This window comes from Shimia sp. R9_3 (assembly GCF_017743755.1).
Classification (GTDB): Bacteria; Pseudomonadota; Alphaproteobacteria; order Rhodobacterales; family Rhodobacteraceae; genus Shimia.
The window spans coordinates 263,241-278,790 of sequence record NZ_JAGHRP010000002.1 but is presented as its reverse complement, the minus strand read 5'-3'; the positions used below and the strand labels follow the sequence as shown (position 1 = coordinate 278,790).

The following is a 15,550-nucleotide window of genomic DNA, read 5'->3' as shown; positions in this document are numbered from 1 at the left end:
ATGTCCGTTTCGAAAACACGTCCTCTAAACAACCGAACGTCCCGTCCGGTGCCCCTCACCCAAATGGGCTTTGGCGGTGCGCCACTCGGCAATCTGTACCGCAAGGTTTCAGAGCAAGACGCACAAGATGCGTTGCAATCCGCATATGACGTCGGCGTGCGCTTCTTTGACACTGCACCGCAATACGGGCTTGGCCGCTCCGAAATGCGTTTTGGCGAAGGCATGAAGCGTTTCGGGCGCGACAACATTCAACTCTCCACCAAAATTGGTCGGCTTCTTCTGGACTGCGAGCCTCACGAGGTCACTCCTGAGGCCTTTGTCGACGTGCCGCAAAAACGCATTGTCTTTGACTACACATATGACGGGGTGATGCGCTCCTATGAGGCCAGCAAAGAACGCCTCGGCATTCAGAACGCGGACATTTTGCTGGTACATGACGTCTGCGTTTTCAGCCAAGGCAGCCAGGAAGCATCGGATGCCAAAGTGCGCGAACTGTTTGACGGAGGCGGTTATCGCGCCCTCACAGAGCTTCGCGACTCAGGCGAAATTGCCGCCATCGGCGCAGGGGTAAATGAATGGCAGGTCTGCGAAAAGCTGCTGGGGCTGGGTGACTTTGACGGCTTCCTGCTCGCGGGCCGTTACACTCTCCTGGAACAAGAAGCCCTCGACAGCTTCCTGCCTCTTTGTGAAAAGCGCGACGTCGGCATCATCCTCGGCGGCCCTTACAACTCCGGCATTCTGGCAACTGGGGCCGTGGAAGGCGCGAAGTACAACTATGATGACGCCCCCGAAGAGATCATGGCGCGCGTGCGCAAAATCGAAGCGGTTTGCGCTGCCCATGACACCCCCCTGATCGCTGCGGCACTTCAATTCGTGCTGGGGCATCCCTGCGTGAAAACCGTGGTCCCAGGTGCGGTGTCCCGCGCGGAAGTCGAGGCCAATGCCCGCCTGATGGAACGCGCCATCCCGGATGCGCTCTGGTCCGATCTGCGCGGTGAAGGGCTGATCCGCCCCGATGCCCCTCTGCCTTCGGAGCGTTCTGATGCTGCGTAATATCAACCCGCTGCTGTCGCCCGACCTGCTGCACACGCTGCGCGCCATGGGGCACGGCGATGAGATCGTCATCGCAGATGCCAATTTCCCCGGCACCAGCACCGGCCCCGCCTGCATCCGTGCCGACGGCTCCACAGCGAGCGAAATACTGGAAGCCGTGCTCTCGATCATGCCTCTGGATAATTTTGTGCCTGACCCCGCCCTAACCATGCAGGTGGTGGGTGATCCAGATGCAATCCCCGAAGCCGTTGCCGACTTTCAAAGCATCATCGAGGCCACAGCCGATAATCCGGTGCAAATCCAAACGCTTGAGCGTTTCGCCTTCTACGACCGCGCGGCCACGGCCTTTGCCATCGTACAAACCGGCGAACGTCGGCTCTATGGAAACATCATCCTCAAGAAGGGTGTAATTTCATGAGGATTGACGCCCACCAGCACTTTTGGTCGATCGCGCGCGGAGACTATGGTTGGCTCACGCCGGAACTGGGTGTGATCTTCCGCGACTTTCTGCCTGACGACCTGACACCTCTGCTCAAGGCTGCCGATATCGAAGGCACCGTGCTGGTTCAGGCCGCCCCCACAGTGGCAGAAACCGAATTCATGCTCTCGCTGGCCGCAGAAAACAGCTTCATCAAAGGTGTTGTCGGCTGGGTTGATTTCGAGGCTCAAGAAGCCGCCGATCAGATCGCGACGCTCGCGAGCAATCCGGCGCTGGTTGGCCTGCGTCCGATGATACAGGACATCGCCGATCCCGACTGGATGCTGCGCGATACGCTCACCCCGGCATTTGAGGCTCTGATCGCACAGGATCTCACCTTTGATGCGCTCACCCTGCCCCAACATCTGGGCAACTTGCACAAACTGCTCGCGCGTCATCCCGACATGCGTGTGGTGATCGATCATGCCTCCAAACCCCTCATCAAAGACGGTGTGATTGAAGGCTGGGCCGAAGACATGGTCGCCCTGGCAAGCGAGACCAAAGCGTTCTGCAAGCTCTCCGGCATGGTCACCGAGGTCGCAAGCGATTGGACCACCAAGGATCTGCGCCCCTATGTGGATCATCTGCTCGGAACCTTTGGCCCTGAACGCCTGATTTGGGGCAGCGACTGGCCGGTCTGCACCTTGGCCAGCAAATATGCGCGCTGGGTCGACACCAGCAACGACCTTTTGAGCGCACTGACAGAAACCGAACTCAAGGCTGTCTGGGGCGGCAACGCCGCACGGGCCTACAACCTCAGAGATTGATATGACTGATCTTTCCCTTGATCCTTCCGGGCTTTGGCTCGGCCGCGTAGAACGCCCCGGTATCGGCCCGGCAGTTGTGACCATCCGTGATGGGCAACTGGTGGACATCACATCCAAAACCGCCCCCACCGTACGCGATATTCTGGAGAGTGAGGACGCTGCAGACTACACCCGCTCTGCCTCCGGCACCTCTTTGGGCGCGGTGACAGAAGACCACAACTGGCTCGCGCCGTGTGATTTGCAGGCCGTAAAAGCCTGTGGCGTGACCTTTGCAGGCTCCATGGTTGAGCGTGTGATTGAAGAGCAGGCTGCCGGCGACCCCGCCAAAGCCGAAGCCATCCGAAAACGCATTGGCGCGCGCATTGGCGACAGCCTCTCCAACATCGTTCCCGGCTCCGATGCCGCAGAAGAGGTCAAGCAAGCCCTGATCGCAGAAGGCCTCTGGAGCCAATATCTTGAAGTCGGCATCGGCCCGGACGCCGAAGTGTTTTCCAAAGCACAGGTTCTGTCATCTGTGGGCTTTGGTGCCGACATCGGCCTGCACCCGATCTCCACATGGAACAACCCCGAGCCCGAAGTGGTGCTCGCCGTGACCTCCAAAGGAGAGATCAAAGGCGCGACCCTCGGCAATGACGTCAATCTGCGCGATGTGGAAGGCCGCTCTGCCCTCCTGCTCAGCAAAGCTAAAGACAACAACGCCTCCTGTGCCATCGGCCCGATGATCCGCCTCTTTGACGAGCGCTTTACGTTGGATGATGTCCGCCAGGCAGAACTGACCCTCACCGTCTCCGGGCCGGAAGGATTTGAGCTTCAAGGCCATTCTTCGATGGCACAGATCAGCCGTGATCCGGCAGATCTGGTGCGCCAAACCATTGGCCGGCATCACCAATACCCGGACGGGCTGATGCTGTTTTTGGGCACGCTCTTTGCCCCCACCCAAGACCGCGACACCCCCGGTGGAGGCTTCACCCACAAGCTTGGCGATGTTGTGACCATCGCAAACAACCAACTCGGACAGCTCACCAACACCGTGCGCCTGTCCACCGAATGTGACGAGTGGCGCTTTGGCGCTTCTCACCTAATGCGCAACCTGGCCGACCGTGGCCTGCTCTAAGAAAGCGAAAGATATGCTGACCGGAAAACACCTAATTGCTGGCGACTGGGTCGCAGGCGACGCAACCTTTGCCTCTGAACCCGCCACCGGCGAAAGCCATGATTTTGCTGTAGGCACACCTGTACATGTGGATGCCGCCGTGGAAGCGGCTGAAGCCGCATTTGCCAGCTTCGGCTGGTCCCCCCGCAGTGAACGCGCCGCGCTATTGCGCAAAATCGCCAAAGAAATCGACGCACGTGGCGACGCTATCACCGAAATAGGCACTCAAGAAACCGGGTTGCCCGCGATGCGTCTGGAAGGCGAGCGTGGCCGTACCACTGGCCAGCTACGCCTTTTTGCCGATCACATTGAAGCGGGTACTTACCTTGACCTGCGCCATGATGAAGCTCTGCCCGATCGCGCGCCTTTGCCGCGCCCGGAGCTGCGCATGATTCAGCGCCCCATTGGCCCGGTGGCCGTTTTTGGTGCCTCAAACTTCCCACTGGCCTTCTCGACCGCTGGGGGTGACACCGCCGCCGCACTTGCTGCTGGCTGCCCCGTTGTGGTCAAAGGCCACTCCGCCCACCCCGGCACAGGCGAAATCGTTGCGCAGGCGGTTGATGCAGCACTGAAGGCACTCGATATGCATCCGGGTATCTTCTCGCTTGTTCAGGGCGGAAAACGCGATGTGGGCACCCGTCTCGTACAACATCCCCTGATCCGCGCCGTGGGTTTCACCGGCAGCCTCGCCGGGGGCCGTGCGCTCTTTGACCTTTGCGCTCAGCGCGACGAGCCAATCCCCTTCTTTGGCGAACTCGGCTCTGTAAACCCAATGTTTGTTCTGCCCGCCGCTGCAGGCGCCCGCGCAGCCGCAATCGGCACGGGCTGGGCAGGCTCCCTGACCATGGGCGCAGGACAATTTTGCACCAACCCCGGGATCGCCGTGGTGATCGACGGTGCAGAGGCAGACGCCCTTCAAGCGGCCGCGCAGACCACACTCGAAGCCACCGACGCCCAAACCATGCTGACAGACGGTATCGCCGCTGCCTATCGCGACGGCGTGGCGCGTGTGACGGGCAGCAAAGGTGTGACTGAAGTCATGGGCTCTTCTTGTCCGGATCGCGCAGCCAAGCCCTATCTCTTTAGCGTTGCGGGCGAAGATTGGCTCGCGGATACCCACCTCCAAGAAGAAGTCTTTGGACCGATGGGCATCATCGTGCGCGTGCGTGACACCGCACAAATGCACGAGGTCGCCCGGGCGATTGAAGGCCAGCTGACCTGCACCCTGCAAATGGACGCGGGCGACACCCAAGAAGCGCAAGCATTGCTGCCGCTGCTGGAGCGCAAAGCCGGCCGCGTACTCGCCAATGGCTTCCCAACCGGCGTTGAGGTCTCCGATACGATGGTACATGGCGGCCCCTACCCGGCCTCTACCAATTTTGGGGCCACCTCTGTGGGCACGCTCTCCATTCGCCGGTTCCTGCGCCCGGTCTGCTATCAGAACATTCCGGCAGAGCTGTTGCCTGAACAGGTATAAGGACCAAACAAATGACTGAGGTAACTGGCCGACTGGCTGGCAAAACAGCGCTCATCACGGCGGCGGGCCAAGGCATTGGCCGCGCCACCACAGAGCTCTTTGTGGCAGAAGGCGCGCAAGTGATTGCCAGCGACATCAACGATGCATCGCTGGCCGAGCTGGCCCAAATCGACGGGGTGACCGCGCTCAAGCTTGATGTGACCGATGGTGCTGCGGTGGCAAAGGCCGCCGCCGACCTGCCTGCGTTGGACGTGCTCTTTAACTGCGCAGGCTATGTCGCAGGTGGCACCATTCTGGAGTGCTCGGAGAAAGACTGGGACTTCAGCTTCGATCTCAACGTCAAGGCAATGTACCGCCTGATCCAGCTGACCCTCCCGGCCATGCTGGAAAACGGCGGCGGCTCTATCATCAACATGTCCTCGGTGGCGTCCTCCATGAAAGGCGTGCCAAACCGCTTTGCCTATTGCGCCTCCAAGGGCGCGGTTCTCGGCTTGACCAAAGCTGTGGCAGCCGATTACGTGGCGCAGGGCATCCGCTGCAACGCCATCTGCCCGGGCACTGTGGACAGCCCAAGCCTGCATGACCGCCTGCGCGCTACAGGGGACTATGAGCAGGCCATGAACGACTTTATTGCCCGCCAGCCCATGGGCCGCATCGGCACCGCAGATGAAATCGCAGAGCTGGCGCTTTATCTGGCCAGCGAGGCCAGCAAATACACTTCCGGCCAGCCCTTCGCCATCGATGGCGGCTGGACGATCTGAGCGAGAAAGGACACCTCAATGAAGCTTCTACGGTACGGCCCGGTCGGGGCAGAGAAACCCGGCCTGCAGGATGATGCGGGCAATATCCGCGATCTTTCCGGCCATGTGGATGACATCGCAGGCGCGGCGCTCAGCGACGAAAGCCTCGCCAAACTGCGCGCGATCGACCCGGCCAGCCTTCCGGTGGTCGAAGGATCGCCACGCATCGGCGCATGTGTGGGCCATGTTGGCAAATTCATCTGCATCGGTCTGAACTACGCCGACCACGCTGCGGAGTCCGGCATGGCCCTGCCAGAGGAGCCGGTGATCTTTTTTAAGGCCACTTCGGCAATTTCCGGCCCCAACGACGATGTTGAAATCCCACGCACCTCGGTGAAATCCGACTGGGAGGTTGAACTGGGCGTGGTGATCGGCAAACACACCAAATACGTCAGCAAAGAAGAAGCGCTGGACCATGTCGCAGGTTACTGCGTGGTCAACGACCTGTCTGAGCGTGACTTCCAGCTGCACCGCTCTGGCCAGTGGGTCAAAGGCAAATCCGCCGACACCTTCGGCCCCATCGGCCCTTGGCTGGTGACCCGCGACGAAGTGGCAGATCCGCAGAACCTGCCGATGTATCTTGAGGTCAACGGCCACCGCTATCAGGACGGCTCCACCAAGACGATGCATTTTGACGTGGCCACCGTGATCTCACATCTCAGCCAGTTCATGTCCCTGCAGCCGGGCGACGTGATCTCCACCGGCACCCCTCCGGGTGTGGGCATGGGCCAAAACCCGCAGACCTATCTCAAGCCGGGCGACAAAATGGAGCTGGGCATCGAAGGCCTCGGTGTGCAGAAACAAAACGTCGTCGCAGGCTAAGTTTTCCTGACATAGCATCGCCCAAAGGGCCGGACTGCCAAGCAGCTCCGGCCCTTCTTTTTTGCCTGCCGCTCAGCGCTGCTCTGCGCGTTCACGCACAGGCTTCGCGCCCAAACGCGAGTTTTCGCCCCCGCCGCCCGCTCCTAAACTCTCCCTAAGCAAAGGAGAGTCCCATGACACAGCCCGCAGCAGCCCTCGCCCCCTCAGCACGCATCGGCCACGTCCATCTGAAAGTCGCCGATCTAGAACGCGCCATTGCCTTTTATGCAGATGTGCTGGGCTTTGAGGTACAAGCTCGCCTTGGCAGTGAGGCCGCGTTTCTTGGGGCGGATGGATATCACCACCACATCGGCCTCAACACATGGCGCAGCAAAGGCGGCACGCCTGCGCCTGAGGGCCACACGGGTCTGTTTCATACTGCCCTGCTCTATGCCTCCCGCGCGGATCTCGCCACCGCCGTTAAGCGCGTCATAGATGCGGGCTTTCCGGTGGTGGGCGCCTCTGATCACGGCGTCTCAGAAGCCATCTATTTCAACGATCCCGACGGCAATGGTGTCGAGCTCTATTGCGACCGCGACCCCGCAGAATGGCCCCGCCATGAAGACGGCTCTTTGCAGATGTACAGCCGCCCATTGCCCTTGGAGCAACTCCTGTCAGAGGCACGATAGCCATCCATGTGCCGGCAAGAACATGCCGAAATCTCAGGGAAATCTACGTCAGCCGCACTGTCATAAAGATGAGTATTTCTTGTCACAAAACTGAATCGGACGCATCCTAGCTTCTTTACCTAGTATTAACTTGGGGTGCGCCCCAGCCAGCTTAAGGAGCCAGCCATGTCCCACGATGACCTGTCGTTTGACGAGATTGACGAATTGATTTCCCCCCGCGCCGAAGAAACTGATTTTGATCGCGTGGTCGAAAGCGCCCTGTCTCGCCGTGGCTTTCTTGGCGGCGTGATGACTTTTGGTCTGGGCTCCTTCCTTGTCGGCACCACGGCTCTGACCCGCGATGCACAAGCAGGCGGTCATGGCCACGCTGACCGCTTTGGCTTCCACCAAATCCCTGCCAATTCCGAGGACACGATCACCGTGCCCGAAGGTTTTGAGTGGGAACAGGTTGTGACCTGGGGCGATCCGCTTTTCAGCAGCACCCCGGCGTTTGACGAAGCCACCCGTGGCACCGCCGCCTCTCAGGCCGGTGCCTTTGGCGACAACAACGATGGCATGGCCTTCTTCACCAAAGGTGGCCGTCATGTGATGGCGATCAACAATGAATATACCAACCGCAAGATCCTCTGGGGCAACAACCCGGACGGCGCTTGGGTCACGGATGACGATGTTGAAAAAGGCATGATGGCCCATGGTGTGTCTGTGGTCGAAGTGGCGCGCGGGGATGATGGCAAATGGCAAGTTGTGATCGACAGCGACCTGAACCGCCGCGTGACACCGCAAACCGATATGGAGATCACCGGCCCTGCAGCAGGCCACGACCTCATGAAAACCACCGCCGACCCAACCGGCACCACCTGCAAAGGCACTTGGAACAACTGCGGCAACGGCGAAACCCCTTGGGGCACCTATCTGGCCTGCGAAGAAAACTTCAACGGTTACTTCTCCGCAGAAGATGAGGCCCATGAGGTCAGCGCAGAGCTCAAGCGCTACGGCGTGTCTTCCAAAGACTGGGGCTATGGCTGGGCCAAAGTCGACCCGCGCTTTGATGTTGCCAAAGATCCAAACGAACCCAACCGCGCGGGCTATGTGGTGGAAATCGACCCGTTTGACCCGACCTCAACCCCGAAAAAGCGCACAGCACTTGGTCGTTTCAAACATGAAAACGCCGCCGTGGTTGTTGCCGCCAATGGTAAGGTTGTCGTCTATATGGGCGATGATGAACGTGGTGAGTTCCTCTATAAATTTGTCTCCGAAGGCACATATTCCGGCGTAGGCGACAACTCGGATCTTCTGGAAAGCGGCGATCTGTTTGTGGCCAAATTCCACGATGACATGCGCGGCGAATGGCTGGCGCTGACACCGGAAACCACCGGCATGACCGAAGCGGAAATCCGCATCCACACCCGTCAGGCGGCTTCTAAAGTGGGTGCCACCACCATGGACCGCCCGGAATGGGTGGCGGTGAACCCCACCAAGACCGAGGCCTATGTCGCCCTCACCAACAACAAGAACCGCGGCGTGAAGCCAAATGCAGGTGGCGATGACACCTCCGCAAACGGCCCCAACCCGCGTGTTGAAAACCACTATGGCCAAATCGCGCGCTGGATGGCGGATGATGAGGACCACACATCCACCGGCTTCAGCTGGAACCTGTTCGCGCTTGCGGGCAACCCGGATGTTCACAGCGATGCATATGCAGGCAGCGAGAACATCAATGCCGGAAATATGTTCAACTCACCTGACGGCATGGCCTTTGACAGCACCGGCCTGTTGTGGATCCAGACCGACGGCAACTATTCTAATGCCGAAGACTTTGCGGGCATGGGCAACAACCAGATGCTCGCAGGCGACACCGTAACCGGCGAAATCCGCCGCTTTCTGGTGGGGCCAAAAGAATGCGAAGTCACCGGCGTGTGCTGGTCCCCGGACCGCCGCACCATGTTTGTCGGAATTCAGCATCCTGGCGAGCGCGGCGACTCTCACTTCCCTGACGGCGGCACCTCTGTGCCACGGTCCGGTGTATTTGCAGTCCGTCGCACCGACGGCGGCCTGATCGGATAACGACAACGCCTATTCTGACTACCAAAACGCTTTTTAGCACCAATACATTCGCCCCCGATCTCACTTTGGTCGGGGGCTCTCCTATTTGGCGGTAGTGACCGCGAAAGCGGCGACGATCTCAGCCGCGCCCGATATAGGGCATTTTGGTCGCCATTACGGTCATGAACTGCACATTTGCGCTCAGCGGCAGCTCCGCCATATGCAACACCGATTTGGCGGCATCTTCCACATCCATCGACGGATTGGGCGTTTTGCCCTCCGCAATCAGGCGCGCGTTGATGCCTGTCACCATATCGGTGGCGGCGTTACCAATATCAATTTGCCCGCAAGCCACATCATAGGCGCGCCCATCAAGCGACAGGCTCCGTGTCAGCCCCGTAATCGCGTGTTTGGTCAACGTGTAACACACCGAGCCTTCACGCGGCACATGCGCGGCCAGCGAACCGTTATTGATGATCCGCCCACCCTGCGGCGACTGACGCCGCATCTGCGCAAAGGCCAGTTTCGCGGCAATGAACATGCCACGCACGTTCACATCCAGCACTTGATCAAACCCGCCAAGATCAATCTCATCAATCGGCCCCACGGGGCCAAACATACCGGCGTTGTTGAACAATGCATCAAGGCGTTCGGTGCGGGCGACAAACCGTGCAAAAGCGCTCTCCATGGCTGCGGCATCTGTCACATCTGCCACCAGCGGCACCGCAGTGTCATAGGAGCTGGCCAGCTCCTGCAGCTTGGCTTCGCTGCGGGCCAAAACACCCACGCGCCAGCCCGCCTTCAGGAACACTTCTGCTGTCGCGCGCCCGATCCCCTGGCTTGCGCCGGTCACAATGATGCTCTTCATGCACTCTCCTCCTGCGCTTCCAACGTCAATGGGGCTGGCGCGGTGATCAGATCATCCACTCGCAGCCCGTCTGACGGTTTGGCCAACCGGTTGCGCACCACCCAATAGAGGCGCTCGCTGGCCCGCGTGATCGCCACATAGGCCAACCGCTTCCACAATGGTTGCCCGGCCTCCATCCGGTTCATTCTTGCTGCCACAAACAGGTCCGGCGCAAAAACCTGCACATTCTCCCACTGAGAACCCTGCGCCTTGTGAATGGTCACCGCCGCCCCGTGCAGAAAGGTTGCCCCCATGCGCGCCGCATAAGGAATAAACGGCTCTTCCTCCTCCGGTGCTTCGATCTTCACAATCGAGGCCGCCGAGACCCGCGGATCTTCCGCGCCCATCACATGCAGCCGCGAAAAGCCCGGCTTACGCCCCGGCCCGAGATAGATCACCTGCGCGCCTTTGATCAGGCCCCGCGCCTCCAGATCCAGCCGCTTCTTGCGGTGCTTAAGCGGCAGCTCGATCCCGTCACAAATCAGCGGCTCGCCCTCAAGCAATTCATCTTCAGGTGCGCCATGCACATGGCGAAACGCATGGATCAGCCGGATGCGCGTCGCATTGCGCCATACCAGAACCGGGCTGCGCGCCATCAGATCCACCTCAACCCGCTGCGCATATTGCACCCGATCATCCTTGCGCGCGGTCTCTTCCACCATGCGCTCAAAGTCATGAAATTGCATCTGCGGGTCGGCCAAAGCATGAGCCAGATCAAGGATCGGGTTGTCCGCCTCCTGACGGTGGATACGCTCCAGATTATAGACCGACGGCGCGGGCAGCTTATCAAACACCATCGCCCCGGATTGGTTCACCGGTGCCAGCTGCGCAGGATCACCAAACAACACCAGCGTGGAGAAAATCTCTTTCAGGTCATCAAACTGCTTGTCATCCAGCATCGAGCTTTCATCGATGAAGCCAATATCCAGCGGCTCATCGCGCCGCTTCCAGCCGGTGATAAAATCACTGCCCCGCAGCCCTGCAGCCGCCAGCGCGCCGGGAATGGATTTATGCACCTTGTAGAACTCCAGCGCCCGGTCCAGCGCCTCATCGGTAAGGCCTTCAATCTCCGGGCGTTCGCCGTTCTCGGCCAGCCACTCCGCAATCTTCTCATATTCAGGATCATAGACCGGGGTGTAGATGATGCGGTGAATGGTGGTCGCAGGCACCCCGCGCATCCGCAGCACACTGGCCGCCTTGTTGGTCGGCGCCAAAACCGCCAGCGTCCGGCGATCTTTCTTCTTTTTGCCCTCAAAATCACCGGAAACGATGTCAACGCCAGCCTCTTCCAGCGCCTTCACAAGCTCCGAAAGCAGCAGGGTTTTGCCCGACCCGGCCTTGCCGGTCACAGCCGCGATGGCCTGTTTGCCTTCTGTGGGCGGGCTCAACAGCCCCTCGTCCAGATCCACCCCCAGCCCTTTGAGCAGGGTGGAAATATTGTCAAAGGCGTCAGCCTGATCATGGCTGAAAGTGATGGATGTACTGCTCATGGCGCGACCCTATAGCGGGCAGTCCGCAGGAGCCAGCAGCTTTCGTTCACCACCCCCCGTCAAGCACGCGATCTCCGCGCAGCTCTATCCAGCCCATCGTATCTTCAAACGCTCCAGATCCGCAAAACCCGCATCCGCGTCAGAGGCAATCGTCACCCCAACATACCCAGCCTCGCCTTGCTTAGGCACCCGCACCGCTTCAAGCGCAGCCACATGTTGCAGCTCAAGCACCGTATAGGGACGCTGATAGGTCCACGTGCGATTGGCCACAGCCACCAGATCCGCTTCCGGCGGCTGCTCTTCTGTGAAGGCGTAAAAATGCAGGGTAAAGCCGTAGTCCGTCAGCGGCTGCACCGACAATTTGCGCATTCCCCAGCGCAGAAGCGTGGGCTCCACTGCTTCAAGATCCGCGATCCGCAAGGTCACAAGGCTCAGATGTGCCCCGCCTCCCAATAGCGCCGCATCACTGGAAACCGGGCCCCGCGCGCCTTTGAAGGCATGATCAATCAGCTCAATTGAAAACCCTTCAGGATCCGCAAAATGCGCCAGATAGCCGACATCTTCAAATTGGTGCGGCTCAGAGACCGCGACACCAGCCTTGGCCAGCTGCGCGCAGGCCAGCTCAATATCCGGCACCGACAGCGCGATCTTCCAGTAGAGGTCGCCGCGCGTCGCCTGATAGCCCTCGTGAGCCTGCTCAAAAACCAGCGCCGCCTCCTCGCCACCGTAGCCGATACGCCCAGCGCCCAGTTCCCGCATGCCCAGCACGTCGCAATAAAACTGCTTTTGCCGGTCCGGATCCAAGACCCGCAAAGTCACTGTGTCTAGTTTTGCCATGGCCATCCCCCCTCTTGATCTAGATCCCTAACGCCCCAGCCCCCAATGGACCACCCCGTAGGGTGCGCAATCTCTGCGCACCACACCACGCACAAGCTGTCCAAAGAAACAAAAAACCCCCGAACCATCTCTGATCCGGGGGCAGGAGGAAAACGGGGGAAACCGTTGGACCAATCTTGTTACTTACCAGCCTCAAGCACGTCTTCCAGGGTGCGCAGACCGGTCTTGGGCGCCTGCACCAGCACAGACATGTTGCCCGGCTTGTGCTCGTTGCGCAGCATCTTCATGTGCGCATCCGGCAGCTCTGCCCATGGGAACACTTCGGACATGCACGGATCCAGACGACGCTCCACCATCAGCTGGTTGGCAGCGGAGGCCTGCTTCAGGTGCGCAAAGTGGGAGCCCTGCAGACGCTTCTGGTGCATCCACATGTAGCGCACGTCAAAGGTACAGTTGAAACCGGAAGTGCCGGCGCAGATCACAACCATGCCGCCCTTTTTCACCACGAAGGTGGACACAGGGAAGGTGCTTTCGCCGGGGTGTTCAAACACCATATCGACGTTCACGCCTTTGCCGGTGATGTCCCAGATGGCTTTGCCGAACTTGCGCGCCTCTTTGAACCATTCGGCATATTCCGGCGTGTTCACTGTCGGCAGCTGACCCCAGCAGTTGAAGTCTTTACGGTTGAGCACACCCTTGGCGCCGAGGCTCATGACAAAGTCACGCTTGCTCTCGTCAGAGATCACACCAATGGCGTTGGCACCTGCGGTGTTGATCAGCTGGATCGCATAGGAACCCAGACCACCGGACGCGCCCCAAACCAGCACGTTCTGACCCGGCTTCAGGTCATGAGGTTCGTGACCAAACAGCATACGATACGCGGTTGCCAGCGTCAGCGTGTAACACGCGCTCTCTTCCCAGGTGAGGTGCTTGGGGCGTGGCATCAACTGCTGTGCTTGCACCCGTGTGAACTGAGAGAAAGACCCATCAGGTGTCTCATAGCCCCAGATGCGCTGGCTGTCGGAATACATCGGATCGCCACCGTTGCAGTGCTCGTCGTCGCCGTCATCCTGGTTGCAGTGGATCACAACTTCGTCGCCCACTTTCCAGCGCTTCACCTTATCACCCACGGCCCAAACGATGCCGGACGCATCAGAACCAGCAATGTGGTAAGGCTGCTTGTGCACATCGAACATGGACACAGGCACACCGAGGCCTGCCCAAACACCGTTGTAGTTCACACCGGCGGCCATCACCAAAACCAGCACCTCGTGGCTGTCGAGCGTTGGCACGTCGACAACTTCCTGAAGCATCGCCTTGTCCGGCTCGCCCTGACGCTCACGGCGGATGGCCCAAGCATACATCTGCTTTGGAACGTGCCCCATGGGAGGCATCTCGCCAACCTCATAGAGATCCTTCTTGGGCGCATCGTAGGTCAAAATGCTGTTTTCGGTATCCAGAGCCATTTTCGCCTCCTGTTTGGTCATATTGCCGCGATGCAGAATCGCGTTTCCACCACCGAGATACCGGCGACAAAGTAACATTGCAACCATCTCCGGTTGCTTTTTGTAATTTTATGACCCAGCAGCTGCAGCATTTCACGCTGCGTATGCGAAATTAATTCAATAGGTGACGTACTGAATTGGCATAGAATGCCAGCTCATCATCTTGATTTTCTTTCCTAAAGTAGCGGTCACCCTCTTGGGCAATCATCCGGCGGCCCACCAAAATACGCAGTCCGGTTTCCGTTGCGTCCTCATCTCCGGCGTCTTGCGCCGCTTCCGATGCGTCACCCAGCCGGACCATATGGCCATCATACACCATTTTGACCTCATCGAGGGTCATCGGAGCCTCGGCATCCTGCAAAATCGCGGCCACCAGCGGCACAGATAGCACAGGCACCACCGCATTGATGCGCTCCATCAGCTCCAAAGACAGCGGTTCGGCAAGGTCTTCACTCTCTTGCCGCGCTTGCCCTGCCACAAACTCCGTCAGCGACAGCGGATGGCCAAACCGCACCCCTGCGGTGCCAAATTTGCGATAGCGCCCAACGAAGCGCAGCAGGATCTGCTTCACAAAAAAGCCGAGGATCACGCTGATGCGCGCGCGGAACCCTTTCCCTCCACGCGCCTTGGCTTCCAGCAAAATGCGGTCTTCCAGCACACGGTCGTAGTTCAGGGCCACCGGTACAAACACCACATCATGCCCCTGCTCCTCAAAACCATCAAAGGCATCCGTGATATATTTGAGCAGCCCGCGCTTCGGCTCCTGCGGGGCACCATCAAGGCTCAAGCGACCTTCAGGGAACATGGCCTGTGTCACCCCGGCCTCGGTGGCCAGCCGCACATAGGCTGCCAGAACCCGGCGATAGAGATCACTTTGTGACCGCCGCCGAATAAAGTAGGCCCCCATCGCCCGGATCAGACGGCTCAGCGGCCAAACACGCGCCCATTCCCCGACAGCATAGGTCAGCGCCGACCGTTGCGCCGCCAGATAAGTCACAAGCACATAATCCATGTTGCTGCGATGGTTCATCACAAAGACCACCGTGGCATCTTTGGGCAGCGCATTGATGGCAGCCTCATCGGCAAAGCCCACACGCACATGATACAGAGCGCGGCTGAAGAAACGCGTCAGGCGAATAGCGACCCCAAAATACATGGTCGCCGAGAAAGACGGCACAATCTCCCGCGCGTACCGGCGAGCCTCCTCAAAGGCCACCGCGTCGGGAATACCTTTCTCACGGGCATATTCCGACACCGCGCGTGTGACGTCCGGCTGATAGATCAGCCGTTGGATCATGTCATGACGCTGTGCCAGCTTGAACGGCTCAATCGGTCGCTGCAGGCGCTCGTTCAACTGCGCCACAGCCCGCTCCATCCGCCGCCGGAAAAACCAGCGCACAGAGGGAAAAAGCAAATGGCTCGCGGCTGTTACAATCGCAAACAGCAGGATCAGCACAAACAGCCAGAGAGGGAGTTCTACGGTCGATGTCATGGCGCGGAGTCTGGCAACAGCGCCTGCTGAGGTAAACAGGTATCTCTGCATGCCCGCC

At 59.5% G+C, this 15,550-nt stretch carries 14 protein-coding genes; 9 read left to right on the top strand and 5 right to left on the bottom strand.

Going from position 1 to position 15,550, the window contains the following annotated elements:
- The 9 genes from J7412_RS05910 to J7412_RS05870 all read left to right on the top strand — a co-directional run bounded on the left by J7412_RS05910 (position 1) and on the right by J7412_RS05870 (position 9,282).
- Positions 1–1,053, top strand: a complete 1,053-nt coding sequence (locus J7412_RS05910; protein ID WP_209077832.1) for an aldo/keto reductase — start codon at positions 1–3, stop codon at positions 1,051–1,053.
- Positions 1,043–1,471 carry an RbsD/FucU domain-containing protein gene (locus tag J7412_RS05905; protein WP_209061400.1) on the top strand — a complete coding sequence of 143 codons (429 nt, stop codon included), beginning with the start codon at positions 1,043–1,045 and terminating at the stop codon, positions 1,469–1,471. Before J7412_RS05910 ends, J7412_RS05905 begins: the two co-directional genes overlap by 11 nt.
- A complete protein-coding gene (locus J7412_RS05900) occupies positions 1,468–2,298 on the top strand; it encodes an amidohydrolase family protein (protein WP_209077831.1) in 831 nt (276 codons plus the stop codon). The genes J7412_RS05905 and J7412_RS05900 overlap by 4 nt, the downstream gene beginning before the upstream one ends.
- A gap of 1 nt (position 2,299) precedes the next feature.
- Positions 2,300–3,412, top strand: a complete 1,113-nt coding sequence (locus J7412_RS05895) for a fumarylacetoacetate hydrolase family protein (RefSeq protein WP_209077830.1) — start codon at positions 2,300–2,302, stop codon at positions 3,410–3,412.
- Positions 3,413–3,425: 13 nt separating this feature from the next.
- Positions 3,426–4,928, top strand: coding sequence for an aldehyde dehydrogenase (NADP(+)) (locus J7412_RS05890; RefSeq protein ID WP_209077829.1), 1,503 nt, complete (start codon positions 3,426–3,428; stop codon positions 4,926–4,928).
- Between the two features lie 11 nt (positions 4,929–4,939).
- Positions 4,940–5,689, top strand: a complete 750-nt coding sequence (locus tag J7412_RS05885; protein ID WP_209077828.1) for an SDR family oxidoreductase — start codon at positions 4,940–4,942, stop codon at positions 5,687–5,689.
- 18 nt (positions 5,690–5,707) lie between these two features.
- Positions 5,708–6,550: a fumarylacetoacetate hydrolase family protein gene (locus J7412_RS05880; protein ID WP_209077827.1), complete on the top strand. Its 843-nt coding sequence runs from the start codon at positions 5,708–5,710 to the stop codon at positions 6,548–6,550.
- Positions 6,551–6,723: 173 nt separating this feature from the next.
- Entirely contained in the window at positions 6,724–7,218 is a 495-nt protein-coding gene (locus J7412_RS05875; protein ID WP_209077826.1) for a VOC family protein, read from the top strand.
- Between the two features lie 165 nt (positions 7,219–7,383).
- A complete protein-coding gene (locus J7412_RS05870) occupies positions 7,384–9,282 on the top strand; it encodes a PhoX family phosphatase (protein WP_209061415.1) in 1,899 nt (632 codons plus the stop codon).
- Positions 9,283–9,400: 118 nt separating this feature from the next.
- Here J7412_RS05870 and J7412_RS05865 read toward each other — a convergent pair whose 3' ends face one another.
- The 5 genes from J7412_RS05865 to J7412_RS05845 all read right to left on the bottom strand — a co-directional run bounded on the left by J7412_RS05865 (position 9,401) and on the right by J7412_RS05845 (position 15,543).
- Positions 9,401–10,129 carry an SDR family oxidoreductase gene (locus J7412_RS05865; protein ID WP_209077825.1) on the bottom strand — a complete coding sequence of 243 codons (729 nt, stop codon included), beginning with the start codon at positions 10,127–10,129 and terminating at the stop codon, positions 9,401–9,403.
- Complete coding sequence (locus J7412_RS05860) at positions 10,126–11,658, bottom strand: AAA family ATPase (protein WP_209077824.1); 1,533 nt, start codon at positions 11,656–11,658, stop codon at positions 10,126–10,128. The genes J7412_RS05865 and J7412_RS05860 overlap by 4 nt, the downstream gene beginning before the upstream one ends.
- A gap of 84 nt (positions 11,659–11,742) precedes the next feature.
- Complete coding sequence (locus J7412_RS05855) at positions 11,743–12,495, bottom strand: VOC family protein (RefSeq protein WP_209077823.1); 753 nt, start codon at positions 12,493–12,495, stop codon at positions 11,743–11,745.
- A 179-nt stretch (positions 12,496–12,674) separates the two neighbouring features.
- On the bottom strand, positions 12,675–13,961 hold the full coding sequence (ccrA, locus tag J7412_RS05850) for a crotonyl-CoA carboxylase/reductase (protein WP_209077822.1): 1,287 nt from the start codon (positions 13,959–13,961) through the stop codon (positions 12,675–12,677).
- Positions 13,962–14,112: 151 nt separating this feature from the next.
- Positions 14,113–15,543 carry a 1-acyl-sn-glycerol-3-phosphate acyltransferase gene (locus J7412_RS05845; RefSeq protein ID WP_348540470.1) on the bottom strand — a complete coding sequence of 477 codons (1,431 nt, stop codon included), beginning with the start codon at positions 15,541–15,543 and terminating at the stop codon, positions 14,113–14,115.
- Positions 15,544–15,550: the final 7 nt, after the last annotated feature.